We start from the raw sequence: 26816 nt of genomic DNA, 5'->3' as shown, positions 1-26816 counted from the left end.
AAATGATGAAAAAATATACCCTTTATGGTATTTTAGTTTTTTTAGGATTATCTTTAATAATTGCTTTTGTTTTTATGGTGAGATATGTAAATGTTGGGAATTTACCTATCTCACAAAATGTTAAATACTCTTTTGATGAAATAAAAAAAGAATTACCACAAACTTGGCAAGACAAATTTTCTAATTTTAAAATTAATGATTTTACTCCATCTGCTAATGAATTTTATATGAGTTTTAATATGGATGATTCTGTAGTAAAACCAAAGCAAAAATTTTATATGTTAGATGTCAATAAAAATGATATATATTCTATGTTTTGCTTAAAACAAACTCTACATTCTTTTTTCATTAAATATACTTTAACTCAAAGTAAAAATGAAGTTGCAATTTATTTAGATACCAATAATGAAAAAGTTTTAAATGCTCTGATTGACAAATTAAAAATTTACAATATCAATGCAAAATTAAAGGAGGTTTGGTTATGAAAAAAATTATTGTATGTGATGCAATATTAGACAAGGGAGTTGAACTTTTAAGAAAAGCTGATGATATAGAGCTTATTGAAGCAGCACATTTACCTAAAGAAGAACTTTTAACAAAATTAAATGATGTGGATGTGGCTATTACTAGAAGTTCAACAGATGTGGATTTGAAATTTATCAATGCATGTTCTAATTTAAAAGCTTTAGTGAGAGCTGGTGTAGGTGTTGATAATGTTGATATAGATGAATGCTCTAAAAAAGGTGTTATAGTGATGAATGTACCAACAGCTAATACTATAGCAGCGGTTGAGCTTACTATGAATCATCTGTTGTGCTCTGCAAGATCTTTTGTTAATGCGCATAATTTTTTAAAAGTGCAAAGAAGATGGGAAAGAGAAAAATGGTATGGTGTTGAGCTGATGAATAAAACTTTAGGGGTTATAGGTTTTGGTAATATAGGCTCAAGAGTGGCTGTGCGTGCAAAAGCTTTTGGTATGAAAGTTATAGCTTATGATCCTTATGTGGTAGCTTCTAAAATGACTGATTTGGGTATTGAATGTGTGAATTCTTTAGATACAATTTTAACTCAAAGTGATTTTATTACCATACATACACCAAAAACAAAAGAAACAACAGATATGATTTCTTTTGAAGAAATTAACAAAATGAAAGATGGTATAAGATTGATAAATTGTGCTAGAGGTGGTCTTTACAATGAAGATGCATTGTGTGAGGGATTGAAAAGTGGTAAGATAGCTTGGCTTGGTATTGATGTGTTTAATAAAGAGCCTGCAACCAATCATCCATTTTTAGACTTTGAAAATGTTTCAGTTACTTCTCATCTTGGTGCAAATACTTTAGAAAGCCAAGAAAATATTGCTATCCAAGCATGCGAACAAGCTTTAAATGCAGCAAGAGGAATTTCTTATCCTAATGCCTTAAATTTACCAATTAAGACAGAAGATTTACCAAGTTTTGTAGCACCTTATATAGAACTTATTTCAAAAATGGGTTTTTTGGCTGCTCAACTTGATAAAACTCCTATTAAGGCTATTAAACTTGAAAGTGAAGGACAAATTAGCGAGTATAATGAGTCTTTATTAACTTTTGCGACGGTAAGTGTTTTAAGAGGAATTCTCGGAGAAAACATAAACTATATTAATGCAAATTTTGTAGCTAAAGATAAAGGTGTTGAACTTTCTTCTCGTATTTTACCAAGTAGTGGTTATAGTAATAAAATCACCATAAAAGTAGTTACTGATAATTCTAATATTTCTATTTCAGGAACTATTTTTGGTGAAAATGAACAAAGAATAGTAGAATTAAATGGTTTTGATGTGGATTTTAAACCTAAGGGTAAAATGGTTATTTTAAACAATAACGATATACCAGGGGTTATAGCTAATGTTAGTGGAATTTTAGCAAAAAATAATGTTAATATTGCTGATTTTAGACTCGGTAGAAATGGCTTTGGAAAAGCTTTGGCAGTGATTTTGCTTGATACAAAAATTTCAAAAACATTGCTTGAAGAGTTAAGAGCTGTTGATGCTTGTATTTTTGCAGAATATGCAGAAATTTAAGGCTTTTTACAAGCCTTAATTGTTACAATTATTTTTTAATTTTAAAATTAAGGAAATTATATGGCTTCTTATGGAATGGGAGATTTAAAAAAAGGTTTAAAAATAGAAATTGATGGTATTCCTTTTAAAATCGTAGAATATCAACATGTAAAACCAGGCAAAGGTCCTGCTTTTGTGCGTATTAAAATTAAATCTTTTATTGATGGCAAGGTTTTAGAAAAAACTTTCCACGCAGGAGATAAATGTGAATCTCCAAATTTAGAAGAAAAACAAATGCAATATCTATATGATGATGGTGAAAATTGTCAATTTATGGATACGCAAACTTACGAACAAGTTGCAATTAGTGATGAGGATGTAGGTGAAGCTAAAAAATGGATGCTTGATGGAACTATGGTAGATGTTTTATTTCACAATGGAAAAGCAATCGGTGTGGAAGTACCTCAAGTAATGGAGCTAAAAATCATCGAAACAGCACCAAATTTTAAAGGTGATACTCAAGGCTCAAACAAAAAACCAGCTACTTTGGAAACAGGTGCAGTGGTGCAAATTCCTTTCCATGTATTAGAAGGTGAGGTTATTCGTGTTGATACTATACGCGGTGAATATATAGAAAGAGCAAACAAATAAGCTAAGTTTATCTTAGCTTAATTATTTAATCTTTTATTAAGTTGCCACCAGTTTAACTTATAATATAGTTCTTGAAATTCTTTGTGATACTTGTCTAAAATGATCTCTTGATTTGTGTTTTTGAGTGAAGTGCTATTTTCAAAAAAATATCCCTTATTTGCAATATACACACCTTTATTATCAATCCACAATGCATCATTTATCCCAAATTCTAATTTTTTGTTTTTGGCTAAACCTAGCATATTTCTTCCACCTATGCTAATGTATTCTACATTATTAAGGCTTATATTGTATAAGGTTGGAAATATATCTTTATGTGATCCTACTCTATTTTTATCATAATTAATATTATATTGCAGTGATTTTGGGATATATAAATAAAAAGGAACGCTGTAAGAAAAGGCTTTTGTGTTATATAGGTTATTTTTTAAATCTCTCAACCTATGATCTCCTGTAGCAGCTATAATGATTTGATTTTTTAACTCACTTTGCTTTATTTTGCTCAAAAATTTTCCAAATTCATCGTTTGCATAAGTATATGCTTTTAATATTGCTAGTTGCTTTTTATGATTATATGGAAGAAGTTTTAATAGCTCATTTGGTATTTGATTATGATTGATTTTTATATTATAATCTAAATATGGTGGATGATTTGATATTGTTAGGGCAATGATTAATGTTTTATGGGGATTATCTTGTAATATCTTGTATGCTTTTTTATATAAAAATTCATCGGCTATTCCATAGCCATTTTGTGTTGTTTTGGCTTGAGGGTAAGAATTAATAATGCTGTTTTCATCTATAATTTCATCTACTCCTTGTTTTTTTAAATATTCTTTTATATTTTGCCAAGATCCATTTCCAGCGCTTATAAAAATAATTTTATAGCCTGCTTTTTTGTAAATTTCAATAGGAGTAAGGGGTAGTTTTATTGTTTGAAATTTGCTAGTTGAAATATTTGAAAATGGGCTTACAAATAACAAATTTGCCAAACTAGGTATAGTTCCATTGCTTGATGGTAAAAATCTCTTAAACAAAAAATCTTGCTCAAAATGTTGTTTTAATTCACCTAAAAAATTTATTCTTTCAGAGCTATACTCATTGATTTCTAAACCAAAACTTTCCATTATATTTAAAAAGATACTTGGTTTTGTAATATCTGCTATAGGGTTATTTTGACTTATATCTATATAAGGAAACAATTTGCTTTGAATTTCTTTTGCAGTGTTATCATCAATTGGGAGTATTTTTTGTTCTTCTTTGTATTGTTTATAAGCCCAAGCAAAAGCCATTATAGGATTTAGCATGATATCATTTACAACCTTGAATTCACTAAAAGAATAATTTTGCACATTAATAGCAACATGTTTAAATGGTCCTCTAAGAGCTAGTGTGTATATGAAAATTAAAATGATATTTAAAAACAATAAGGTGTGAATTTTATAGTTGCCTTTGGTAGTTTTATAATATAGAATTTTTAAATTTAAAAATACACAGCATAGAGAAACAAATAAAGCTAAAAGCGAAATTTTTAAGATGGGATAATCATTATAGATAATATCTAAAATAGTGCTAATATTATCATTTTTTATGCTAAATAAGAAAATATTAAATTTATCATCATAAAGCTCATAGTAGTAATATTTTGCAAAAGAAAAAATTATACTTATAGTGGCTATAAATGCTATATAAATACTTGAGGTAATGCCATATAGCCTATATACCCCCCCCCATAAGTATCACTGGTTTTTTGTAGTTAATATGGGAAAATATTAAAGCTAGAAACCCACAAAGTAAAAGTGGTAAAAAGGCAATACTTAAAAATCTTATATCATGATAAATTCCATAAAAATACATTTTTACTATATCATAGAAATTACTTTGTGTGATTTTTTGTGGAATAAAATCATTTTGCATGAAAAGTCTATTAATAGCAAATATACTTACAAGCAAAAAACAAAAGGCAATAATTTGAGTGAGTATTTTTTTCATTTTTTCTCCTATAAAATTTTTAGTTTATTAATTTCATCTCTAAACATAGCTGCTTTTTCAAATTCAAGATTTTTAGCCGCTTCTAACATTTGTTTTCTTAATTCTTTTACCATCTTAGCACGCTCTTTTGCTGGCATTTTTTCAAGTTCTTTGCCTTTGCGATAAATTTCTCCTTGCTCAAGGTTTTGTTTTAAACTCTCTTCTATATTCCTTGTTACTGAAGTTGGTGTGATATTGTATCTTTTATTATAAGCTTCTTGCAAAACTCTTCTTTCGTTGGTAGTATCAATAGCTTCTTGCATAGATTTTGTAATTTTTTTAGCAAAAAGCAATACTTTACCATTTACATTTCTAGCAGCTCGTCCCATGGTCTGAATGAGTGCAGTAGTGCTTCTTAAAAAACCTTCTTTATCTGCATCCATAATCGCTATGAGAGAAACTTCAGGTAAGTCAAGTCCTTCTCTTAAAAGATTAATACCTATTAAAATGTCAAATGCACCACTTCTTAAACCACGAATAATTTCATTACGCTCAATTGCATCAATTTCTGAATGCATATATTTTACTTTTAAGCCAAGCTCTAAGTAATATTTGCTAAGTTCTTCAGCCATTTTTTTAGTTAAAACGGTGATTAAAACTCTTTCATTACGCTCTATGACTTTTTTTGCTTCATCATATAATATTTCAACTTGATTGTCACTATCTTTGATTTCTATTTTAGGGTCTAAAAGTCCTGTTGGACGCATGATTTGATAAAAGATATTTTCCTTGCTTAGCTCAAGTTCTAAAGATGCAGGTGTAGCTGAAACAAATAAAAATTTACAATTTTTATTAATAAATTCATCAAACATCAAAGGTCTATTATCTAAAGCACTAGGCAAGCGAAATCCATAATCAACCAAAGTTTGTTTTCTACTTCTATCTCCTGCGAACATTCCGCGAAATTGTGGTAAAGATACATGAGATTCATCTACAATTACTAAAAAATCTTTATTTTTGATAGAAAAATAATCAAAAAGTGTATAAGGTGTATCACCACTTTTTAAACCTGTTAAATGTAAAGCGTAATTTTCCACTCCCTTGCACATACCTGTACTTTGAAGCATTTCAAGGTCAAATTCTACTCTTTGTTTTAATCTTTGTGCTTCTACTAGTTTATTTTCATTTTCAAAATAAGCTAATCGTTCGTTTAGTTCGGCTTTTATGCCTTTGATAGCCTCTTTAAGTCTTGTTTCACCTACGCTAAATTGACTTGTAGGGTAAAGTATAAATTTTTTTAAATCTTCACCTTTTTTATTTTCTAAAACATTATAATGATACATTGCTTCAAGTTCATCACCAAAAAATTCAAGCCTAATAGCCTCATCTTCATAATAAGCTGGGTATATATCCACAATATCTCCATTTACTCTAAAATCAGCTCTATCAAAGAAATTATCATTGCGTTTGTAACCCATATCTACAAGCTTTTTTAAAAGCTCTTTTTGATTTATTTGCATATTAAGCTCTAAAATCAAAACCATACCTACATATTCGCTTGGATTTCCTAAACCATAATTTGCTGAAACACTTGCTATGCAAATAACATCATCATAACTTAAAAGTGAAGCACTAGCACTAAGTCTTAATCTTTCTAAATCTTCATTAGTAGAGCTATCTTTTTCGATAAAAACATCTGTTCTTGGTATATAAGCTTCAGGTTGGTAATAATCATAATAGCTTATGAAATATTCCACATGATTATTTGCAAAAAAGCCTTTAAATTCACTATAAAGTTGTGCGCACAAGCTTTTATTATGAGACATAATTAGTGTTGGTATGTTTAAACTTTTAATAATATTTGCCATAGTAAAAGTTTTTCCACTACCTGTAACACCTAGAAGAGTTTGGTATTTATTTCCTGCTTTAATACTTTTTACTATACCGTCTATAGCTTGTTTTTGATCAGGACTTGGTTTAAATTCGCTAGTGAGCTCAAACATAAAATTTCCTAATTTGTATTTTTGATAATTTTACACAAAATTTTTTGTAAAAATTCAAATTTTAAAACAAAATGGTGTATAAAATTAAATTTTTTTTTGTTACAATTATGCATTAAATACTCTAAACTATTAAATTCAAAAAAGGCAAAAATATGTATGATGAAAGAATAATTAACACCATGACAGATAAGGTAAATGAGTTAATTGAAAAATACAATGAAGTCTGTGAAACAAATGAAAATCTAAGAAATGAATTAGTAAGCGTAAAAGCACAAAATGAGGCTAAAAGTAATCAAATTGCGCGTTTAGAAGAAGAGCTAAAATCTCGTAATGCACAAAGTGATGCTATTTATAAAAAAATAGAGGCTGTTCTTGGCAAACAATAATCAAAGAAAAGTTACAATTAATGTCTATGCAAAAGACTTTGTGGTAACTTGTAGTAATGAATTTGCAAACCATCTTGAAGATGAAATTGCTTTAATTTCTAGTGGTACTGGAAAAATAGAGCTTGCAAATTTCATTAATACTTTTGTAAAACTTAGTTATGAAAATTATATATTAAAAAAAGAATTAAATAAACTTATCAATGTAATTGATGAAGAAATAAAATAATATGTTTTTTAAAAAAGCTTTTACTTTAATAGAGCTTGTTTTTTGTATTTTTATAATTGCTATTCTTTCTGCTATTGCGTATCCTCATTTCTCTTTTAGTGTTAATGATGCTAAAATACTTAAATTAAAAAGTGAAGTAGAGATTATAAATTCATCTTTGGCATTGATAAGAAATCAAAATCTCTTTAAAGATAATAATTTCCCAAAAACCTTAGATGATGCTTTGATAAATACTGAAAATCAAAAGTTATTTTTTTGCAATAATAAACAAAATCAAGGTTGTAAAGATGGAAATTGTTGTTTATATAGTGTTTTAGAAAAACCAATTATATCAAGTAAAAAATCATGGATGAAAATAGCAAATACTCAATATAGATTTTTTATAAATACCAAAAAGTATATAGATTTTTCTTATAATAGTGAGAAAGTTTTCTTAGAATGTGTGAGTTTAAATTGTAAGGATTATGGGTTTTGAATTATTATCAACTTGCCATTAAAGGATATTATTTAGATACTTTAACTTATGAGAGTAAGGAAGAATTTGAAATTTTAGATGAGGTAATTGTTGATCTTGCAAGAAAGAAAAACCTCAAAGCTATAATTTTGCAAAAATGTCAAAAACCTGAATTTAAGACTCAAATTATAAAAGAAAAAACAGGTTTTAAACTCACGCAGTATCAATATAAACTTGCTCAATTTATTGCTTATTATTATGCTAGTAAAATAGCTTTTGTTTTAGGTATGTTTGAAAGTATTAATGATTATAAAAGTGAAAAAATTCATATAGAAAAAACACCTAATTTAAGTAAAAATCAGCAAAAAGCTTTGGATTTTATAAAATCTAAACAAGCTAGCTTATTATTTGGCGATACAGGTAGTGGGAAAACTGAAATTTATATTAGTTTAATCAAAGAATATCTAGAACAAGGTAAGCAAGTTTTGCTTTTAATGCCAGAAATTGCTCTTACTCCGCAAATGCAAAAAAGATTAAATGTATATTTTGGAGAGCATTTTTTTTTATGGCATTCTAAAATTTCAAAGAAAAAAAAGCAAGAATATTTACAAGATTTAGTTTGTTCTAGAGCTATGTTGGTTGTAGGTGCAAGATCAGCTTTGTTTTTACCTTTTAAAAATTTAGGTTTGATTATTATAGATGAAGAGCATGATAATTCTTACAAAGCTTCTAATAATCCAAAAATCAATGCTAGAGATTTGGCTTTATTTATAGCAAAAAAAATGGATATAAAAATTCTTTTAGGCTCAGCTACTCCAAGTGTTGTGAGTTTTTATAAACATCCATATTTTAGACTTAGAGGAACTTTTTTTGAAAGCAAAAAGCAGTTTTTATATGATGAAAGTGAGCTTAGTGTTTCTTCAAAATTGCTTTTGGAGTTAAAAATTAGTTTAAGAAATAAAAAGCAAGCTATAGTTTTTTTACCTACAAGAGCAAATTTTAGACAAATTTTATGCAAAGAATGTGCTAGTACTATTAAATGTCCCTTTTGTTCTATTGCTTTAAGTTTGCATAAAAATAAAAATGCATTAAAATGTCATTATTGTAATTTCACTAAAGAAATCGATCAAACTTGTCCAAGTTGTAATGGGGTTATGCTTGAAGCTAAAAAAATGGGTACAGCAGAGCTTTGTGAGCTTTTAGAAAAAGAACTAGTTGAATTTAATCCTATCATAAAAAGATTTGATAGCGATGAGATTAGCAGTGTAAAAAAGCTTAATATGATTTTAAAAGATTTTAATCAAGAAAAAATTGATATTTTAGTGGGTACTTCTATGCTTGCTAAGGGGCATGATTATCACAATGTGGATTTAAGTGTGATTTTGGGTCTTGATGAGTATTTGTTTAGACCTAATTTTAAAGCATTAGAAGAGACTTTAGCTCTTGCTATGCAAGTAGCAGGTCGTGCAGGTCGTAAGGGCGAGGGCAGGGTGCTTTTACAAACTAAAAATAAAGCTTTTTTTGAAAAGTATATACAAAATTATGATGGCTTTTTATATGATGAATTAAATGCTAGAAGAGAGCTTTATCCACCATTTAAAAGACTTTTAAGATTGGTTATAGAAGATGAAGATAAAAATAAAGCTTTAAATTTGTGTGAATTTATAGCAGGCAAAGTACAAGAATTAAATCAAGTGCAATTGATAGGGTATGGAGCTTGTGATATTGAAATGCTAAATAAAAAATGGCGTTTTTATGTATTGTTGCGTGCTAATACGCATCAAGAGCTTGTAAAATTTGAGCATTTTGCTTTAAATTTTAAAAATATTACTTGTGATATAGATCCAGTTGATTTTTCTTAGAATTTATACTAAAACAGCTTTTTATATCTTTGGGTTAGTAAGGAAAATATATTATCAAATTAACATTAGAATTTGATAATATGAAATTCAAAACATATTTATTTTTTAATGATATTTCAATTACACATACTTTTGAAATTTTGATAATAAGCCCATGAGGAGACTATATCAGGACGATGTTTTTTTATATGTGATAATTCTATATCTAAAATATTTTTTAATTTTAATCTAGCATTAATATTGTGTTTTAGATAGTATAAAACTTCATCTTCTTTCATCATGGTATCTTCTGTTAAATCAATGATTTGTTTTATATCGTTTAGAAAAGAAGATAGGTAATTCACAATTTGATTATAATTTTTATGATTTAAAAAAATATCTAAATTATTTTTATCAATATAAATTCCTATATCGTATTTAAGATTATTATTGCAAAATTTATCCATTATATTATATTGTTCAGTGTTGATATAATACCTATCTATTGTTAATTTTATATTTTGATTTACATGAAATACCAAAGGTAATAAATATCTTATATAGCCTCTAAATTCTTTTCTATTAAACAATTCTTTAGTTGTTGTATGGGGGGGGGTGAAGTTAAAATTATTGGCTAGTTTTGTTAAAGTGTTAAATGATTTTTTATTAGATAATTCATTCATATCAATATATTGTATATTGTTTGTATTTATTTTTTGCAGTAGATAATGATTAAAAAATGTATCATGCAATAAAGTTTCAAAATCGTCTTTCATATGTGTTTTATTTGGTGTTAGATATTTGATATATAATGTATAATCATAATTTAAATCAAAATTTTTATCATAAGTTCTTTGGACTTTACTCCAATCTCTTCCATAAGAATGTTTTAATAAAGATATTGGATCTCTTACTTGATAAAGTATAGGAATTTTGGGATCTAATAAGCACAAGTATTTTTCGATATTTATTATATTTATCTCTGAGATATTTATAGCTATATTTTTATCCATAAAATTCATAAAATTTACCATATATCTATATTTTGCGTCTTCTTGAAGCATCCAAGAAGCCGGACAAAAAACATTACATGTTTGGTTTAAGAGTGTTAAAAAAGCAGCTGCACCAACTCCATGTGGAGAAATATAAATAAATTTAACATTAGAATTATTTAAAGGTATGTTGCAATCCCAAGCTAGATTGGCACAATATTGACTATTGTCTAATTCTAAGGTTTTTGGATTAAAAAGAGGAGGATATAAATGATTTTGATAAGGTTTAAAATCATCACTATTAAACCACTCAACAACACTTGAAATATTGTTTAAAATTAGCTTATGAAAATCTTCATTAGTGCTACATTTTAACGCATGTAGTAATTTTTTAGCATGATTTGGATTTATATTTGCATTAATATAGGTTGATAATTTCATGAAATTCCTTTTTTTGTAAAACATTATAATGTTTTAAGCCTTATTATACTTATTTTTTATTATGATATAAAAATTATGATATTAAGATTGGTATAATGATGAGATATAAAACAAGACAAATAAAAGTAGGCAATGTTTTAATAGGTGGCGATGCGCCCATTTCAGTACAATCTATGCTTTTTACTAAAACAAGAGATGTTGATGGTTGTTTAGAGCAGCTTAATAGGCTTTATTTTGCAGGTGCTAATATAGTGCGCTTGGCATGTTTGGATATGGTAGATGCAAGAGCTTTAAAAGAAATTAAAGCAAAAAGTCCTTTACCTTTAATAGTAGATATACATTTTAATTATAAATTAGCGGTTTTTTGTGCTGATTTTATTGATGGAGTAAGGATTAATCCAGGCAACATAGGTTCAAAAGAAAATATCAAAGAGGTAGTGCAAGCTTGTAAGCAAAGGCAAATTCCTATTCGAATAGGAGTAAATCATGGCTCTATAGAAAAGCAATTTAGTGATAAATATGGCTATAACATCCAAGCTATGCTTGAAAGTGCTTTATATAATATAAAATTATTGGAAGATTTGGATTTTTTTGATATAAAAATTTCTATGAAAACTTCAGATGTGCAAAATACCATAAAAGCTTATGAAGCCCTAAGACCGCTTTGTGATTATCCATTTCATTTAGGGGTTACTGAAGCAGGGACCAAATTTCATAGCACTATAAAAAGTTCTATTGCTTTAGGGAATTTACTTTTAAAAGGTATAGGTGATACTATGAGAGTTTCTATGACAGGGGAGCTTGAAGAAGAAATAAAAGTAGCAAGAGCAATTTTACAAGATAGTGGAGTGCAAAAAAGTGGTGTAAATATCATCTCATGTCCAACTTGTGGAAGAATTCAAAGTGATTTAATCAAAGCGATTAAAATAGTAGAAGAAAAAACTAAACATATAAAAGAGCCATTAAATATAAGCGTTATGGGCTGTGTAGTAAATGCTTTGGGTGAGGCTAAGGGCGCTGATGTGGCAATTGCTTTTGGTAAAAATCAAGGCTTAATTATAAGACATGGTGAAGTGGTTGCTAAACTTAAAGAAGATGAACTTGTAGATAGATTTTTACTTGAAGTGGAAGATGAGGTAAAGCTTAGAGAAAAAGATTAATTTTTTCTAAATATTTTTTTTGTAAATTTTGTAATTTTTTAGAAATTTTTACTTTATAAATACTTGGATTTTGAAGTTTTTTTAACTTAATATCTAAATTAGCAATATTTTTTTTGTGATAATCTTGTATATTTTTTAAGCTAGGAACCTTATAAACTAATTTTCCATTTTTAAAAATAGATTCATGTAAATTTTTTGCTATGAAATCTTGATAGTTTTTGATATTTTCATCGTGTGCGTATAAAATATCAAAATTTGCCTTATCGTTTTTATAGTATCTTATAAGCTTTTTAAAATGTGGTAAAGTTGTTTTGTTTGAACTCGCACTAATTTTTATTTTTGGAATAATTTCACCATTCTTTTCGATTGCTACAAGTTTATATACAGCACCAAAAATAGGCGAACTTGCTGAAGTGATAAGTTTTTCTCCAATTCCAAAAGCATCAATAGGGGCTTTATTTTTTAATAATTTTTCAATGATAAACTCATCTAAAGCATTGCTAGCTACAATTTTGCATTTTTTTAAGCCCGCAAGATCTAGTTTTTTTCTAATAAATTTAGATATTTTAAGTAAATTTCCTGAATCAATGCGAATAGAATAATTTTGCATAGTGTTTTCAGCATTTAGTTCATTAAAAACTAAAATAGCATTTTCAATACCCCTTTTATAATCATAAGTGTCAATTAAAAGACTTATATTATCTTTATAAGTTTGACAATATGTTCTAAAAGCACTTAATTCATCATCAAACATTTGTATCCAAGCATGCGACATGGTTCCACTAATAGGAATGTTAAATTTTTTTCCAGCTAAAGTACAAGCACTTGCATGAAAACCACCTATAAAAGCAGCTCTAGCACCATTTAAAGCAGCACTATCTCCATGAGCCCTACGAGAGCCAAATTCTAAAAGTAATTTTTCTTTTGCCACTTGAGCGATTCTACTAGCTTTGGTGGCAATTAAACATTGGTGATTTAATGTTAAAAGTGTGAAAGTTTCTAATAATAAAGCCTCTATTATAGGTGCTTTAATAATCATCAAGGTTTCATTTGTAAAAATGCATTCACCTTCCTTTACGCTCAATATGTCTCCACTAAAGCGTAAAGTTGAAAGATAGTTTAAAAATTCATTATCAAATTTTTGAGTGTTTTTTAAAAAATCCATATCACTTTTAGAAAAGGAGAAGTTATTTATGTGTTCTATAATTTGTTCTAATCCACAAAAAACAGCATAAGAGGCATTATCAGGAGCTTTTCTGAAAAAAACTTCAAAATAAACAATCTGCCTATGCATATTTTGTTTAAAATAAGCATAGGCCATACTCAATTCGTAAAAATCACATAATAATGAAGAATTCATATTAAAAGATTTTTACTAAAAAATGCTAATCCATTTGGCGACGCAAGAAAGCTGGAACATCTAATTGTGAGATTACTTCTTCATCAAAACCACCGCTAGCTTTACGCAAATTCATATAACTATTTTTTTTGCTTTCTTCTTGCTCTTTAGCACTTTCTGCTTCGACTTTATCTTCAAAACCTGTTGCAATAATAGTTACTTCAACACGATCTCCCATACTCTCATCAGTAGTTGCGCCAAAGATTACTTTTGCGTTTTCATCTGCTATATCACTAATACTTTGAGTAGCCTGTGAAATTTCTATTAATGAGCATTCAGGACCAATTTTATAATGTATAATTACGCCTTTGACACCTTTCATAGTCATACCATCTAATAACGGAGATTCTATAGCGCTTGATAATGCATCCATGATAGCGTTTTCACCTTCACCATGTCCTACGCCCATTAAAGCTAAACCTCTATGACTCATAACGGTTCTAACATCAGCAAAGTCTACATTAATATCGCCATCTTCTAAAAGTATAGATACCATACCTCTAACAGCTCTAGCTAAAATATCATCTACTAGTTTAAATGCTTCTTTTATACCTGCTTTTTTTGGAAGTATGCTAAGAAGTTTTTCATTTTGAATTACAATAATAGAATCACTTTCTTTTTTTAATTCAGCCAAACCAGCTTCAGCTAATTTTTTTCTTTGTTTTCCTTCAAAAGCAAAAGGCATGGTTACAACTGAAACTGTTAATGCACCTACTTCTTTAGCAGCTTGTGCTACAACAGGAGCTGCACCTGTGCCAGTTCCACCACCAAGACCTGCTGAAATGAATACTATATCGCTTTGACTTAAAGCTGCTTTAACTTCTTCAAAACTTTCTCTAGCACTTTCTGCTCCTATTTCAGGTTGCATTCCAGCACCTAAACCTTTAGTCTTTTTCTCACCAAGTTGAATTCTAGTTTTTGCTAAAGATTTTGCTATAGCTTGTGCATCAGTATTTGCTGAAATAAGATCAAGATCATGCAAACCCATATTTACCATATGATCTATCATATTTCCGCCACCGCCACCGCAGCCTATGACCTTAATTTTTGCACCTTTTGCGTGTTGCATTTCTTCTACTAGATATTCGTTCATTGTGTCTCCTAAATTAGAACTGGTTTATTAGTTTATTCCAAAAATTATGCATAAAACCTGCCTTTTTTTCTTTTTTGGTTTCAACTTTTGCTAATTCTGTTTTTTCATCTTCAAAATCATTTTGATTTTGAAAAATTTCCTCAAAATTTTTATTTTCTTCTTCATTTTCTTCCATGGTGAGGTTTTGTCTGATCTGTTTGTTAATAAATTCAGGTTCTCCTTTGTATCTTAGTTTTTCATTAGAATCTAATTCATAAGGAGTAAAATGCCCACCACCATATAGACATAGACCTATGGCACAACTATTTTCAGCATCTTCAAAAATTTCCTTGAAGCCGTCCATAGTATCTTTTTTTGCGGTTGCTATTCTAACAGCTTTATTATCAAAATAAGCTGAAGCAAGTTTATCAAGTCCAGCAAATTTTGTCATACCTCCAGTTAAGACTATACCAGCACCTGCCTGGTTAGCACATGTATTATCACTTAGCATTTTAGCTAGTATAATGATAGTTTCTTCTATTCTTGCATATATTACATTTGAAATAACTTCAACTGAAACCTCATTTTTTCTTTTTTCATCACCCATATATGGAATTTGTATAATAGAATTTTCATTTTGAACCAAAGATGCGTAATTTAATTTTAGTTTTTCAGCTTCTTTTGGAGGAGTATGTAAGGCTATAGATAAATCATTTGTGATATTAACTGATCCAATTTGTAAGCATTCATTATAGCGTATAGAATTACCTGCGTGGATTACCATATCACAAACTGCTCCACCCATATCAATTAAAATAGCACCTAGTTCTTTCTCGCTATCATCAAAACAAGCTATAGAAGATGCATAGCCTGAAAGAACTATATTATCTACCCTAAGATCTGCAAGCTCAACTGCTTTTTTTAAATTTTTTATATGCACTTCTTGCGAAATTACAATATGTGTAGAAACTTCAAGACGATTTCCGCTCATTCCCAAAGGATCTTCAACATGCTCAAGATCATTGACTTTAAAATTATAAGGCAATACATGAATGATTTCATATCCACTTGGTATATTAGCTGTGTGTTTAGCTGTACTAACCGCTCTATGAATTTCTTTAATTCCTATCTCTTGGTTTGGAATATTTACAACACCTATACTATCAACGCTTTTAGCATAGGCACCTGAAATAGATACTATAACTTTATCATAATGCACGCCTGACATCATTTGTGCATCGGCTACTGCTTCTTCTATGGATTTTGAAGCAAGTTCTATATTTGTTATTGCTCCTTTTTTAATACCATTAGATTTGGATTTACCAAAACCAATAATCTTTAAACCTTCTTCATTTTTTTGTGCTAATATTGCACAAGTTTGTATTGAACCTAAATCAATTCCTAAGATATTCAATTTGTATTTCCTTTGTAATAGCGTTGTATCGGATATAATTCTATAAGTTTTTTTAACAATTCTTCTTTAAGTAGAGATTGTTTTGTTTGTCTTGCACTTTGTTCTATAATAATTTTATAAATTTCTTCTTTGTTTTTATTTTCTAATGTTTGTTCTATTATTTCATAAACAACTGCTTTGTTGTCGAATAAAACATAGGATTTTATTTTATTAGAATCGAAAACCTGCATTAAAAATTCACTAAATTCTGTATCATTCATCATTTCTCCAACTTTAGCAGTTTTTGTAGAATCTCTACTATAAGTTCCTATATCTATGCCTTGAAAATTTTCCAAAGCAAGTTTAGCTTTTTCTTCTAAAAGAGATTTTGTTTTTTCTTTGATATAAAGTTTTTTAACTTCATTTTTAGCCTGTTCAAAACTCATTATTTGAGCTGGATTGATTTTAACAATTTTGGCTATCATATAGCCATCTTTAAATTTAAAAGGCTTAATAAAATCGCCTTCTTTGCTCTTTTGTATAAGTTCTAAAGGATAGTAAATATCAGCATCACTTATAGAAATATTTTGATCAAAACTAAGTTCATTTTTTCTTAAAGCTACATAATTTTCATTTGCTTTAAGTTTTAATTTAGCTAATTTCATATCTTTTATAATTTGATTTTTACTTTGCTCTAAACTTAAAATTTTTCCAGAAAAATCTTTATAATTGTTTTTATTTTCATCATAATAAGTTTGAAGTTCTTTATCGTCAATTTTTTCTTCATTTGGTTTTAAAAAATAAGTAGCTAGTTCATAATTTTTTTGTGTTTTGTAAAGCTCCTTGTTTTTTTCCCAAGTTTGTTTTAATTCATCTTCATTAATTACGATATTATTACTCGCGTGAATTACTTGAATCTTTAATCTATCTTGCATTAAAAAACTAGCACCAAACATATCAAGTTCTTCGTTTTTAACTTGTAGATTTAAAATCATATTGATTTTTTTAAGTAGTAATTCATCATGGATAAGCTTTTCGTAAGCTTTTGAGGTGTAGTTATTTCTAGATAAAATACTATAATATAATTTTTTATCAAAAACACCAGATGCATTATGGAAGATTTTTTGATGAGCTAAATCATATGCAACCTCTTCTTCACTTACTTCTAGACCAAGAGTTTTTGCGTAAGAAAGAAGTAATTTTTCTTGTATTAATTCATTAATAGCTAAAGTGTCTAGGCCATCTTTTTTAGCTTGTTCTTGAGTGTAATTGCCATTGTTTAGTTGAGAATAATAGTTAAATAATTGAGAATATTTAAGATTAAATTCTTCATAGCTTATTTTTTCTTTACCAACTTTTGCGATAGAATTAGAACGATCTGTGTTAAAATCATAACTTCCCCAGCCTACAAAACCGGCTCCAACAAAAGCTATAACGCTAATCCAAATAGTAATAACTAAATATTTTTTATGATGCTGCATCCAAGTGAGCATTTTTTCCCCAATCATCAAAGTAATAAAATTAAACTACAAATTATAAATAATTTGTGATTAATAAAAAATTAATTTTGAAAAATTATGATAAATTTGTTTCTGCTAAATGAATGATTTTACATGAATTTTCTATTAAATCTACAATTTTTCCTAATTCATAGCTTGTTCTACCATAAGCAAATATCCCATATCCTTTTACAACTACAAAATTTTGTTTTTGTTCTAGCATATGACGATAAATTTCAGTTTGTGATCTATCTTCCCAGTCTTCATAATTTTTAGGATTATATACGCGAATTTCTTCTAAAAATATTTCTCCAAAATAATCTTGTGGAGCTATAAAATCATGATTTAAACTCATAGATAGAGTATAAGTTGGGTATGCAAAACAAATAAATTTAGCTTCAGGAATATTTTCATATATGCTTTTATGAATTTCACAATCACTACTAGCTTCATTCCAGCTATAGTCTTTTTTAAATTTTAAAATACTTAAATTTTTTTCATCAAGCTGATTTAAAAAAGCATTATTTTTATTGATGACAAAAGAACTTTGTGAAAGTTTTGCTGACACTGAGCCATGACATATCCCAAAGAAATTTTTTTTAAACATTGATGAAGATAGGGTTTGAATTTGGGAAATAACATTTTCTTTGTTCATTAAAAACCTTGTTTTAAACTTAAATAAGGTATTATACTAAAAAATATTCAAAAAGGTGTATTTTGCAAAGTCCGCATATTCCTGTTTTATTACAAGAAGTTTTAGATACTTTTAGTGATTTTAATGATGGAGATTTTTTAGATTGTACTTTAGGTTATGGGGGGCATTCTAAAGCTTTATTACAAGCACATGAAAAATTAAATTTAATTGCTTGTGATAAAGACTTAGAAGCTTTGAAGTTTTCTAAAGAATTTTTGAAAAATTATCAAAATAGAATAAAATTAAAACATACTGGTTTTAAAGAAATATTACACCAAATTCCTACGCAAAATTTGAGAGGAATTTTAGCTGACATTGGTGTGTCTTCTTTACAGCTTGATAAAAATGATAGAGGATTTTCAATCAATTCTGATTTTTTAGATATGAGAATGGATCAAAATAACCCTTTGAGTGCAAAAGAAGTCATTAATTCTTATAGCAAGGAAGCTTTAGAGCAAATTTTTAAAGATTATGGAGATTTAACGCCTGTTGCTGCAATGCTTGCTCAAAAAATTATTAAAGCAAGAAGTCAAAAAGAAATTACAAGTGCAAAAGAATTAAGCCAAATTATAGGAAATGCTAAGCTAAAAGGTCGCAATATATCCTTAGTATTACTTGTATTTCAAGCTTTGCGTATAGAAGTTAATAATGAACTTGGAGAGTTAAGACAATTACTTGAGAATATAGAAAAAGCAAAATTAAAAAATTGCAAACTCGCAATTATAAGTTTTCATTCTTTAGAAGATAGAATGGTAAAAAATACTTTTAAAAAGTGGGAAAAAGATTGTATATGCGATGCAAGAGCTATGAAGTGTGAATGTGGTAATAACCATAGTCTTGGTAAAATTTTAAGTAAAAAAGCCATAAGTGCCTCCAAAGATGAAATAAGTTATAATAATAGATCAAGCTGTGCGAGAATGAGAATTTTTTATTTTAGGTAAATGATGATTGATGATGATTTTTTAAAAGAAAAACAAGATATTCGTGCAAAAATGCTTAAATATTCTAGGGCTATTAAAGAAGGAAGACCTTATGAAGAATATGAGCAAAATTTTAACGAAAGCGATCATATATTAAAAAATAGGATTCGAAATAAAAAACGACCTAAATTCACAGATTTTGACGATGAATATAAAGAAAAACCTAAAAAACAATCAAGTATTTATTTAAAAGAAGATTTGATTAATGTTAAACTAGAAGAAAAAAAACCTTTTAGATTACAATTAAATTTTTTTAAAAAACAAAAAGAAAAATTTGATAAAAAGAGTGATAAAAACTCTAAATCTTTTAAAAATTCTAAAATTTCACAAGAGGTAAAAAATCAAGAAAAAAATCCACAAGAAATAGGGCAAATAAGAAATGGTTCTATCCAACTTTCTAAAATTATCACTCAAAGTAATGTTTTTGTTGTTTCAAAATTTCAAGATTTAAAAGAAAAAAGAAAAGAAAAAGCCAAAATCAAACAGGAATTGAAAGAGCAAAAAAAAATAGAAAAAGAAAAAATAAAAAAAGCTCAAGAACAGCAAAAAGAAGATGAAAAGCTTGCATTAAAAAAACAAAAAATTTTAGAAGAACAAGTCAAACAAGAAGAAAATCAAGATGAGTATAATCAAGAAGATAAATATGAACTTTTAGATGGTATTATAAGTGAAGAAAATAAAAATTTAAGCCCTAGAAATTTATTGTATGCAGGTTTGATAATAGTTTTTGCTTTAGTAATATTTTTTCCACAAATTTACATTAGAAATCAAATTTATTATATTAGTAGAGATATAGCAGATTTAAGATCACAAGAATTAGTTTTATATGAAGAAAACAAAGAGCTTCAAAGAAGATTAGAAGCACTTTATTTTCAAAATCAAGTTTTAGATTTTCTAGATTAATTTTGATTTTGAATAATTTTTTCTAAAACATATTGTTCAAGTTGGTTTTTTGGGATTTCTTCTTTTATAGCTTGATTGTAAATTTCTTCAGCGATTTTAGAATATTTTTCATAAGCAAAATAAGGAAAATGTAAAACCCAAGCTTTTTGCAACAATCTTTTGCTGATAACTTTTCTAGTATAAATTTTAAAAATATCATAACCAATAAAAACACAAGCAGTGACAAAAATTGCACTTAAAATACTAATATGGAAATCAATAATAGTTAAAAAATAATGCGTAATTAAAATCAAAGGAATGATAATTAAAGCACAAAATAATGCATAAATTAAATAAGAATTAAATACCTTAAATTTAAAATTTAATTTTGCAGGATCTACCATCATACCTTCATTTAACAAGGCATTTGCTTCAAGTAAATCTTTTAAATTAACAGGTTGGTTTGAAACTTTAAAAATAAAATTTAAAATAAATTTCTGAATTTTCATTGTATTACCTAGTTGTGTTTTTTATGATTTTATCATTTTTGCTTTTAAATAAGATAAATTTTTAAGTCTTGTAAATGAAATCTTGTGTTAAAATTTGTATTATTTAAAAATAAGAAAGAAAAATATGGCAGATTCTAGATTTATGATGAATGTTAAAGGTATAGCTAAAAGTTTTATACCTAGAAAAATTTATCAAAATCAATTACAAAATATTTTCAAAAAGCTTTTAAAATCAAAAAATATAGATAATATAACTACTCGTTTAAATTATTACAATCTACAAAATAATTTTTTTGATATAAAAAAATTTGAAAATTATGAAAAAATAGGAAAATTTCCTTTTAAAAAAACTTCCTATGCTTATGATGCTTATGCAATCAGTAAGTATTTTAATGATGATTTTTTGTGGATTAAAGGTTTTGGAGATATTAGTTATAACCTTAAATATCCAAGTATAGCCAAATCAAGACCAGTTGAAAACGGCTTTAATAATATCATTTTAAAATTAGACAAAAATAGACATTTTGATTTTATACAAGATAAAAATCAATTTGAAGATAAAAAAGACTTGCTTTTTTTCAGAGGTGCAATTTATCAACCACATCGTATTAAATTTTTTGAAAAGTATTTTGATAATCCTCGTTGTGATATCGCTCATGTTGGTGGCAGAAAAATTCAAGCTGAAAAGTGGATTAAAAATTTAAATTTTAAAATCAGCAGAGCTTATCAAACTCAATTTAAATTTTTACTTTCATTAGAAGGTAATGATGTAGCAAGCAACTTAAAATGGGCTATGAAAACAAATTCTTTGATTTTGGCACCAAAAATGCGTTATGAAACTTGGTTTATGGAGGGAAAATTACTTCCTAATGAACATTTTGCTTTAATTGATGATGATTATGAAAATGTAGAAGCTTTGCTTGATTATTATCTAGCTAATCCACATAGAGCAAAAGAAATCATTCAAAATGCTCATGCTTATATAGAGCAATTTTTAGATGAAAAGATAGAATTTTATATAGGAATTTTAGTTTTGGCTAAGTATTTTTATTATTCAAAGCAACTTGATTTGCCAAAAGATATTATTGATTTATTTGATTAAAAAAAGGAGATTAGAGTGGAAGAAAAAGAAATTGTTTTTCTAAATGGTGAGTTTGTAAAAGCTAGTGAAGCTAAGGTGAGCGTTTTTGATAGAGGATTTATCTTTGGAGATGGAATTTATGAAGTAGTTCCTATAGTAAATGCAAAAATAGCTGATAAAGAAGAATTTTGGGAGCGTTTTGAGCGCAGTTTAGCACAAATTGAACTACAAATTCCTTACACAAAAGAAGAATTTGAAAGTGTTTTAGAACAATTAATTATTAAAAACTCACTTAAAGAAGGTGGGCTTTATATGCAAGTTACTAGAGGGGTTGCTAGTAGAAATTTTGCTCTTTTAAAGGGTTTAAAACCTACTATAATGGCTTTTGCTTTTGAGTGCAATGTGATTGATTATGAGTTAGCAAAAAGCGGGGTGAGCGTTATTTCTACTGCTGATTTAAGATGGAAAAGAAGAGATATAAAATCTATTTCTTTATTAGCTCAATGTCTTGCAAAAGAAGAAGCTATAAAAGCTAAAGTTTTTGAAGCTTTTATGGTTGAAAATGCCTTAGTGACTGAAGCTTCTAGTAGTTCAGCTTTTATTATTAAAGATAAAACATTAATCACTAAGCCATTTTCTAATGAAATTTTACCAGGAATTCGTCGTAAAAATATATTAAAATTTGCAAAAGAGCTAGGTCTTAAAATAGATCAAAGAGCTTTTAGTATGAAAGAAGTATATGAGGCTGATGAGGTGTTTATATCCGCAGCTACTTTTTTGGTTTTGGGTGTTATAAAAGCAGATAGTAAAATTATTAATGATGGAAAAGTGGGTTTTTATACTCAAAAATTAAGAGAAAAATATATAGAAAAAATACAAAAAGAGGTTTTTTAATCAAATCCAACATTAGCAAATTCTTTAGGATTATCTAGGGCGTAGCGGAATTTTTCCCAGTCTATTTGTTTATCCCAAATAGCTACGATTAAAGCTGCTACGCTATTTCCACATAAATTTCCTACCGCACGAATTTCAGACATAAACTTATCCACACCTAAAAGTATAGAAATAGCTGCTACAGGTAAAACCTCGCCCAAGCTCGCTCCTAAACCATTATTAGCTTCGGCTATATGCATATTTGATAAAGCTGCAAGCGTGCTTCCTAGTATGATAAAACCTGAACCAGTTACCCCAACAGCTCCTTTTGAAGCTATCATAAGAACAATTAAAATACTAATTTCATGTGCTAAAGATAATTCTACATTAAAAGCTTGTGCAAGGAAAATTAAACTCATAGCTAAATAAATATTAGTGCAATCAAGATTAAAGCTATATCCAGTTGGTAGCACTAAGCCTACTGTAGCTTTTGAAATTCCTGCTTTTTCAAGTTTTCTCATAAGTGGTGCTAATGCTGATTCACTAGAGCTTGTTGCAAATACTATCAAAACTTCTCTTGAAATAAAACGCATAAATTTAAAAATATTGACTTTGGCAATAAAACAAATAAGTCCTAAAACTCCAAAGATGAAAAGTAAAGAAGCAAATAACATAACAACAAGCAAATATCCTAAATTGAATAAAGATTCAAGTCCATATTTTGCAACTAAAAATGCCATAGCTGAAAATGCTGCAATAGGAGAAAAATACATAATGATTTCTAAAATTTTAAAAACAAAACTTTGCATTATTTCTAAAGTTTTTTGTATGGCTTTTCTCTCATCAATTCGCATAAGTGAAACAATAAAAGCACAAGCTAGAGCTATAACTAAAATTTGTAAAGTTTTTCCCTCGCTAAAAGCAGCCATTATGTCAGTAGGTATGGCATCTTTTAAAATATGTAAAATTTCATTTTGTGCGCTTATTTCTATGTTATTATTGACAAATTGAGCTACGCTATCTTTATCCAAAGCATTTGGGTCAAGGTTCATTCCTTTTCCAGGTCCCATGATATTTGCTATAAAAATACCTATAGCTAAAGCAAAAGTACTTACTATTTCAAAATAAAGCAAGGCTTTAACACCTATACTTCCAACCTGCTTTAAACTTTCAAGACTAATTACACCTAAAACTATAGTTAAAAATATAATAGGTCCTATTAAAATTTTTAATGCATGTATAAAATAATCCACTCCGATTTTACTAGCAATAGCTAGTTCTTTATCTAATAAGCCAAGGCTAATACCAGCGATGATACCTATAATCACCCAAAAACCTAAATTTTTAAGCATTTTTTTTAATTTGTTTGGTTTTTTTTGGGTAATAACTAGCACAAAAGCTCCTTTATTTTTAAACGATAAATACTAACAAATAAAACTTATTTTTTTACTAAAATAAACAAAAAATAAACAAAAAATCAAAAAATGAGAAAATTTTAGTTTATTTTGTATATAAAAGTAGCATTTTGTAGATTTTTTATGCGATTTATTATGAAAAAAATAATGATAATGTTTATCTAAATTTAAGAAATCAAGTAATATACTTCTGACTATGATTTTAAAAATGAATATCATTTTGGAGTAAAATAGTGTTAATAAGTGTTAAAAAATTTAGTTTATTAATGATTTTTTTATTTTGTTCTATAGTTTATGCTAGAGATATTGACTACCAAAAAGAAAGCCAAACCATCAAACAAATTTTAAATGAAAGTATGCTTTTATATAAAGAAAATAAAAATTTAGAAGCAAAAAAACTAGCAGAAGATGCATACTTTCAACATTTTGAAAATATGGAAGGATCTATTGGTCGTAATATAGGCAGAAAAGCCATTGTTATGGAGCGTAAATTTGTTAATTTAAGAAAATTATATAAGGATAAAGCAGATTTTTCTAAAATAGAAGCATTGATTAGTAGTTTATATTTTGATTTAGATGAAGTTGTGCCTGTTTTGGAAAAAGGTTTTCAGCTTAAAGCCGAAGCTAGTGATACTAATTATGATAAAAAAGAAGCTGAAAACTCATCTTTAAAAGCAGAAAAAGAGCGTCAAGCACAAGCACAAGCGATGTTTGCAGCTTTACTCGGAGAAGAAGTTAAAAGTCAAACCCCACAAATTTTAACACAACAAACAACCACTCAAGAAAAAAATATTCAAGATGATCAAGCTTTGCTAGCTTTGCAAGAAGCTTCGGCTATGGATGCAAGATTACAATTTTTAATGGATTCTATGATTTCAAAACTTGATCAAGCAGCATTAGCTTTTATAAATAAAGACGATCAAAAAGCTAAAGATTTAATTCAATCAGCATTGTTTGAAGATTATAGAAACTCAAAAGTAGAAGTTTTAGTGGCAAGATACACTAAAGCAGGTGTTGATAAAAAAATTCAAACCAAACTTAGAACCATTGTAAGAAAAATTAACGATAAGGTTTTAGATGAAAAAACTATAAGAGATGAAATTTCAACTATATCAGATTTATTATATGAAGCGTTTTTAGCTCTACCTAAAGAAGAATTAACTTTGCTTCAGGTTAAAGGATTTGAAGAGAGTGCTATGAATACTAAAAATTATACTAAAGTATATGATGATATTAAAATTGCACTCAATGATATTTTACAAAATTATGAAGGATTTAGTTTAAATAGCATAGATGCTTTACAAAATGTTTATTTGGATATTTTTGAAGCAAGTGGTATGGAAAGTAAAATCGGAGCTATTGATAGTGCTTTAAAATTAAAAATAGAAAGTTATTTTTCAAAAGGAGTTGCGTTAATTAAAGCAAGTGCTTCTAAAGAAGAATTAAAACAAAATTTTGATGAACTTAGTGCTTTAGTGGAAAGTTCTTTGGATAAAATTCAAGAATCTTCACCTATGTCTTTGTTTATATGGGCTTTGGGTATTATTTTAAGAGAAGGTTTAGAGGCTTTAATTATCATTGTAGCTATTGTTTCATACCTAGTTCAAAGTGGCAATAAAAAGCGTTTAAATATAGTATATTCAGCACTTTGGAGCGGGGTATTTTTAAGCTTTGTAACTGCATTTTTTATTTCATGGATTTTCAAAGAACAAGCCGGACAAAGTAGAGAGCTTTTAGAAGGCGTTACTATGCTTATAGCCGTAGCATTACTATTTTATGTTGGTTTTTGGCTTTTGTCAAATGCACAAAATAAAAAATGGGCAAATTATGTAAAAACTCAAGCAGTGGAGGCTATTTCAAATAATTCAGCAAAAACCTTATGGTTTAGTGTGTTTTTAGCTGTGTATAGAGAAGGTGCTGAAACTATTCTTTTTTATCAGGCTTTATTATTTGATGCAAAAACAAGCACAGATTATAGTTTTATATTCATAGGTTTAGCTAGTGGTTTAATTATACTTATCATACTTTATTATTTACTAAAAGCTGGTGCTTTAAAGATACCAGTGAAACAATTTTTCTATATAACTTCATACATTATTTTTTATATGGTCTTTGTCTTTACGGGCAAAGGCATCGGTGAGCTCATAGAAGCTAAGGTTATCACACCAAGCTTACTTCCTTTTGATTTTGAAGGAATTTTATGGCTTGGAATTTATCCTTACTATGAGAGTATCATACCTCAGTTTATGGTTTTAATCTTACTCATTATGGGTATTTTTATAACAAAGCAAATTTCAAATAAAAGGGAGAAAATATGAAAAAAACTTTATTAAGTTTAGGTGCAGCAGCTAGTATTTTAGCTAGTTCAGTTTTTGCAGCAGAGGTGCCAATTGGTGATCCTTATGAGTTAAATGGTATGGAAATAGCAGCGGTTTATCTACAACCAATCGAAATGGAACCAAGAGGAATTGATCTTGCAGCTAGTTTAGCAGACATTCACCTTGAAGCAGATATTCATGCATTAAAGGGCAATAAAAACGGTTTTCCAGAAGGTTTTTGGATACCTTATCTAACCATAGCTTACAAGCTAACTAATCTTGATAATGGTAAAGTAAAAACAGGAACTCTTATGCCTATGGTTGCAGATGATGGTCCTCATTATGGTGCAAATTTAAAAATGGATACAGGTATAGGAAATTATGAGCTGGTATTTTTAATAGAAAGCCCAGAAAAACAAGGTTTTGGTCGCCATGTTGATAAAGAAACAGGTGTTGGCAAATGGTTTGAACCATTTTCAGTTAAATATAACTTCAAATACACAGGAAAACCTAAGTGATTTTCCCTAGCTTTTGC

At 28.0% G+C, this 26816-nt stretch carries 25 protein-coding genes; 14 read left to right on the top strand and 11 right to left on the bottom strand.

Features of this window, described 5'->3' with window-relative positions; genetic code table 11:
- Window positions 1-2 precede the first annotated feature (2 nt).
- From CARM_RS06175 to efp, 3 genes are read left to right on the top strand one after another with little or no spacing between them, the layout of a single operon-like run.
- A complete protein-coding gene (locus tag CARM_RS06175; protein WP_139425708.1) occupies window positions 3-485 on the top strand; it encodes a hypothetical protein in 483 nt (160 codons plus the stop codon).
- Window positions 482-2062 (top strand): phosphoglycerate dehydrogenase, encoded by a 1581-nt coding sequence (gene serA / locus CARM_RS06170; RefSeq protein ID WP_139425710.1) that lies wholly within the window; start codon window positions 482-484, stop codon window positions 2060-2062. The genes CARM_RS06175 and serA overlap by 4 nt, the downstream gene beginning before the upstream one ends.
- 60 nt (window positions 2063-2122) lie before the next feature.
- The gene (efp, locus tag CARM_RS06165; protein ID WP_039667340.1) at window positions 2123-2692 is read left to right on the top strand and encodes an elongation factor P; all 570 of its coding nucleotides are present in this window, start codon (window positions 2123-2125) and stop codon (window positions 2690-2692) included.
- A gap of 17 nt (window positions 2693-2709) precedes the next feature.
- Here efp and CARM_RS06160 read toward each other — a convergent pair whose 3' ends face one another.
- The 3 genes from CARM_RS06160 to uvrB form a co-directional block, all read right to left on the bottom strand.
- Window positions 2710-4044 (bottom strand): LTA synthase family protein, encoded by a 1335-nt coding sequence (locus tag CARM_RS06160; RefSeq protein ID WP_236633108.1) that lies wholly within the window; start codon window positions 4042-4044, stop codon window positions 2710-2712.
- A 364-nt stretch (window positions 4045-4408) separates the two neighbouring features.
- Window positions 4409-4684, bottom strand: a complete 276-nt coding sequence (locus CARM_RS08450) for a hypothetical protein (RefSeq protein WP_236103490.1) — start codon at window positions 4682-4684, stop codon at window positions 4409-4411.
- An 8-nt stretch (window positions 4685-4692) separates the two neighbouring features.
- A complete protein-coding gene (uvrB, locus tag CARM_RS06155) occupies window positions 4693-6666 on the bottom strand; it encodes an excinuclease ABC subunit UvrB (protein ID WP_139425712.1) in 1974 nt (657 codons plus the stop codon).
- Between the two features lie 152 nt (window positions 6667-6818).
- Between uvrB and CARM_RS06150 the strand changes: the two genes are divergently transcribed.
- From CARM_RS06150 to CARM_RS06135, 4 genes are read left to right on the top strand one after another with little or no spacing between them, the layout of a single operon-like run.
- The gene (locus CARM_RS06150; protein ID WP_139425714.1) at window positions 6819-7052 is read left to right on the top strand and encodes a cell division protein ZapB; all 234 of its coding nucleotides are present in this window, start codon (window positions 6819-6821) and stop codon (window positions 7050-7052) included.
- Window positions 7039-7278, top strand: a complete 240-nt coding sequence (locus CARM_RS06145) for a hypothetical protein (protein ID WP_139425716.1) — start codon at window positions 7039-7041, stop codon at window positions 7276-7278. The genes CARM_RS06150 and CARM_RS06145 overlap by 14 nt, the downstream gene beginning before the upstream one ends.
- Window position 7279: 1 nt before the next feature.
- Window positions 7280-7753 (top strand): type II secretion system protein, encoded by a 474-nt coding sequence (locus CARM_RS06140; protein WP_139425718.1) that lies wholly within the window; start codon window positions 7280-7282, stop codon window positions 7751-7753.
- Window positions 7750-9594 (top strand): primosomal protein N', encoded by a 1845-nt coding sequence (locus CARM_RS06135; RefSeq protein WP_139425720.1) that lies wholly within the window; start codon window positions 7750-7752, stop codon window positions 9592-9594. Before CARM_RS06140 ends, CARM_RS06135 begins: the two co-directional genes overlap by 4 nt.
- A 116-nt stretch (window positions 9595-9710) precedes the next feature.
- On the opposite strand, the gene CARM_RS06130 is transcribed toward CARM_RS06135, so the two are convergent.
- Window positions 9711-11006, bottom strand: coding sequence for a DUF2972 domain-containing protein (locus CARM_RS06130; protein ID WP_161593865.1), 1296 nt, complete (start codon window positions 11004-11006; stop codon window positions 9711-9713).
- A gap of 95 nt (window positions 11007-11101) precedes the next feature.
- Here CARM_RS06130 and ispG point away from each other — a divergent pair, with 95 nt between their 5' ends.
- Window positions 11102-12166: a flavodoxin-dependent (E)-4-hydroxy-3-methylbut-2-enyl-diphosphate synthase gene (gene ispG, locus CARM_RS06125; RefSeq protein ID WP_139425724.1), complete on the top strand. Its 1065-nt coding sequence runs from the start codon at window positions 11102-11104 to the stop codon at window positions 12164-12166.
- On the opposite strand, the gene CARM_RS06120 is transcribed toward ispG, so the two are convergent.
- The 5 genes from CARM_RS06120 to CARM_RS06100 all read right to left on the bottom strand — a co-directional run bounded on the left by CARM_RS06120 (window position 12150) and on the right by CARM_RS06100 (window position 18184).
- A complete protein-coding gene (locus CARM_RS06120; protein ID WP_139425726.1) occupies window positions 12150-13526 on the bottom strand; it encodes a nicotinate phosphoribosyltransferase in 1377 nt (458 codons plus the stop codon). The two genes, ispG and CARM_RS06120, sit on opposite strands and share 17 nt — an antisense overlap.
- Window positions 13527-13551: 25 nt before the next feature.
- Complete coding sequence (gene ftsZ, locus CARM_RS06115) at window positions 13552-14658, bottom strand: cell division protein FtsZ (RefSeq protein WP_139425728.1); 1107 nt, start codon at window positions 14656-14658, stop codon at window positions 13552-13554.
- Window positions 14659-14671: 13 nt separating this feature from the next.
- Window positions 14672-16051, bottom strand: coding sequence for a cell division protein FtsA (gene ftsA, locus CARM_RS06110; protein WP_139425729.1), 1380 nt, complete (start codon window positions 16049-16051; stop codon window positions 14672-14674).
- The gene (locus tag CARM_RS06105; protein WP_139425731.1) at window positions 16048-17523 is read right to left on the bottom strand and encodes a peptidylprolyl isomerase; all 1476 of its coding nucleotides are present in this window, start codon (window positions 17521-17523) and stop codon (window positions 16048-16050) included. The genes ftsA and CARM_RS06105 overlap by 4 nt, the downstream gene beginning before the upstream one ends.
- Before the next feature lie 82 nt (window positions 17524-17605).
- The gene (locus CARM_RS06100) at window positions 17606-18184 is read right to left on the bottom strand and encodes a class II aldolase and adducin N-terminal domain-containing protein (RefSeq protein WP_139425733.1); all 579 of its coding nucleotides are present in this window, start codon (window positions 18182-18184) and stop codon (window positions 17606-17608) included.
- A gap of 62 nt (window positions 18185-18246) precedes the next feature.
- Between CARM_RS06100 and rsmH the strand changes: the two genes are divergently transcribed.
- Complete coding sequence (gene rsmH / locus CARM_RS06095; protein WP_139425735.1) at window positions 18247-19164, top strand: 16S rRNA (cytosine(1402)-N(4))-methyltransferase RsmH; 918 nt, start codon at window positions 18247-18249, stop codon at window positions 19162-19164.
- Between the two features lie 3 nt (window positions 19165-19167).
- Window positions 19168-20106 carry a 6TM ABC transporter family protein gene (locus CARM_RS06090; protein ID WP_139425737.1) on the top strand — a complete coding sequence of 313 codons (939 nt, stop codon included), beginning with the start codon at window positions 19168-19170 and terminating at the stop codon, window positions 20104-20106.
- On the opposite strand, the gene CARM_RS06085 is transcribed toward CARM_RS06090, so the two are convergent.
- Window positions 20103-20594 carry a hypothetical protein gene (locus tag CARM_RS06085; protein ID WP_139425739.1) on the bottom strand — a complete coding sequence of 164 codons (492 nt, stop codon included), beginning with the start codon at window positions 20592-20594 and terminating at the stop codon, window positions 20103-20105. The genes CARM_RS06090 and CARM_RS06085 overlap by 4 nt on opposite strands.
- Before the next feature lie 124 nt (window positions 20595-20718).
- Between CARM_RS06085 and CARM_RS06080 the strand changes: the two genes are divergently transcribed.
- Together CARM_RS06080 and CARM_RS06075 are read left to right on the top strand one after the other, a co-directional pair.
- Window positions 20719-21696 carry a glycosyl transferase family 90 gene (locus CARM_RS06080; protein WP_139425742.1) on the top strand — a complete coding sequence of 326 codons (978 nt, stop codon included), beginning with the start codon at window positions 20719-20721 and terminating at the stop codon, window positions 21694-21696.
- A 9-nt stretch (window positions 21697-21705) separates the two neighbouring features.
- Window positions 21706-22569 (top strand): D-amino acid aminotransferase, encoded by an 864-nt coding sequence (locus CARM_RS06075; RefSeq protein WP_412842194.1) that lies wholly within the window; start codon window positions 21706-21708, stop codon window positions 22567-22569.
- Here CARM_RS06075 and CARM_RS06070 read toward each other — a convergent pair.
- Window positions 22566-23900, bottom strand: coding sequence for a cation:dicarboxylate symporter family transporter (locus tag CARM_RS06070; RefSeq protein ID WP_139425764.1), 1335 nt, complete (start codon window positions 23898-23900; stop codon window positions 22566-22568). The two genes, CARM_RS06075 and CARM_RS06070, sit on opposite strands and share 4 nt — an antisense overlap.
- A 329-nt stretch (window positions 23901-24229) precedes the next feature.
- On the opposite strand from CARM_RS06070, the gene CARM_RS06065 reads away from it, so the two are divergent.
- The gene (locus CARM_RS06065; protein ID WP_139425746.1) at window positions 24230-26281 is read left to right on the top strand and encodes an FTR1 family iron permease; all 2052 of its coding nucleotides are present in this window, start codon (window positions 24230-24232) and stop codon (window positions 26279-26281) included.
- Window positions 26278-26799, top strand: coding sequence for a ferrirhodotorulic acid transporter, periplasmic binding protein (locus tag CARM_RS06060; protein ID WP_012661874.1), 522 nt, complete (start codon window positions 26278-26280; stop codon window positions 26797-26799). Before CARM_RS06065 ends, CARM_RS06060 begins: the two co-directional genes overlap by 4 nt.
- Window positions 26800-26816 lie beyond the last annotated feature (17 nt).

The organism is Campylobacter armoricus (assembly GCF_013372105.1).
Lineage (GTDB): Bacteria > Campylobacterota > Campylobacteria > Campylobacterales > Campylobacteraceae > Campylobacter_D > Campylobacter_D armoricus.
The sequence above is the reverse complement of the archived record's forward strand: the minus strand, read 5'-3'. Positions and strand labels throughout refer to the sequence as shown.

Excerpts from the sequence above, each read along its gene's own strand:
- CARM_RS06175 (WP_139425708.1), top strand. The coding sequence starts at position 3 with ATGATGAAAAAATATACCCTTTATGGTATTTTAGTTTTTTTAGGATTA.
- serA (WP_139425710.1), top strand. The coding sequence starts at position 482 with ATGAAAAAAATTATTGTATGTGATGCAATATTAGACAAGGGAGTTGAA.
- efp (WP_039667340.1), top strand. The coding sequence starts at position 2,123 with ATGGCTTCTTATGGAATGGGAGATTTAAAAAAAGGTTTAAAAATAGAA.
- CARM_RS08450 (WP_236103490.1), bottom strand. The coding sequence starts at position 4,684 with ATGAAAAAAATACTCACTCAAATTATTGCCTTTTGTTTTTTGCTTGTA.
- uvrB (WP_139425712.1), bottom strand. The coding sequence starts at position 6,666 with ATGTTTGAGCTCACTAGCGAATTTAAACCAAGTCCTGATCAAAAACAA.
- CARM_RS06150 (WP_139425714.1), top strand. The coding sequence starts at position 6,819 with ATGTATGATGAAAGAATAATTAACACCATGACAGATAAGGTAAATGAG.
- CARM_RS06140 (WP_139425718.1), top strand. The coding sequence starts at position 7,280 with ATGTTTTTTAAAAAAGCTTTTACTTTAATAGAGCTTGTTTTTTGTATT.
- CARM_RS06130 (WP_161593865.1), bottom strand. The coding sequence starts at position 11,006 with ATGAAATTATCAACCTATATTAATGCAAATATAAATCCAAATCATGCT.
- ispG (WP_139425724.1), top strand. The coding sequence starts at position 11,102 with ATGATGAGATATAAAACAAGACAAATAAAAGTAGGCAATGTTTTAATA.
- CARM_RS06120 (WP_139425726.1), bottom strand. The coding sequence starts at position 13,526 with ATGAATTCTTCATTATTATGTGATTTTTACGAATTGAGTATGGCCTAT.
- ftsZ (WP_139425728.1), bottom strand. The coding sequence starts at position 14,658 with ATGAACGAATATCTAGTAGAAGAAATGCAACACGCAAAAGGTGCAAAA.
- CARM_RS06105 (WP_139425731.1), bottom strand. The coding sequence starts at position 17,523 with ATGCTCACTTGGATGCAGCATCATAAAAAATATTTAGTTATTACTATT.
- CARM_RS06100 (WP_139425733.1), bottom strand. The coding sequence starts at position 18,184 with ATGAACAAAGAAAATGTTATTTCCCAAATTCAAACCCTATCTTCATCA.
- CARM_RS06090 (WP_139425737.1), top strand. The coding sequence starts at position 19,168 with ATGATTGATGATGATTTTTTAAAAGAAAAACAAGATATTCGTGCAAAA.
- CARM_RS06085 (WP_139425739.1), bottom strand. The coding sequence starts at position 20,594 with ATGAAAATTCAGAAATTTATTTTAAATTTTATTTTTAAAGTTTCAAAC.
- CARM_RS06080 (WP_139425742.1), top strand. The coding sequence starts at position 20,719 with ATGGCAGATTCTAGATTTATGATGAATGTTAAAGGTATAGCTAAAAGT.
- CARM_RS06070 (WP_139425764.1), bottom strand. The coding sequence starts at position 23,900 with ATGCTTAAAAATTTAGGTTTTTGGGTGATTATAGGTATCATCGCTGGT.
- CARM_RS06065 (WP_139425746.1), top strand. The coding sequence starts at position 24,230 with ATGATTTTTTTATTTTGTTCTATAGTTTATGCTAGAGATATTGACTAC.
- CARM_RS06060 (WP_012661874.1), top strand. The coding sequence starts at position 26,278 with ATGAAAAAAACTTTATTAAGTTTAGGTGCAGCAGCTAGTATTTTAGCT.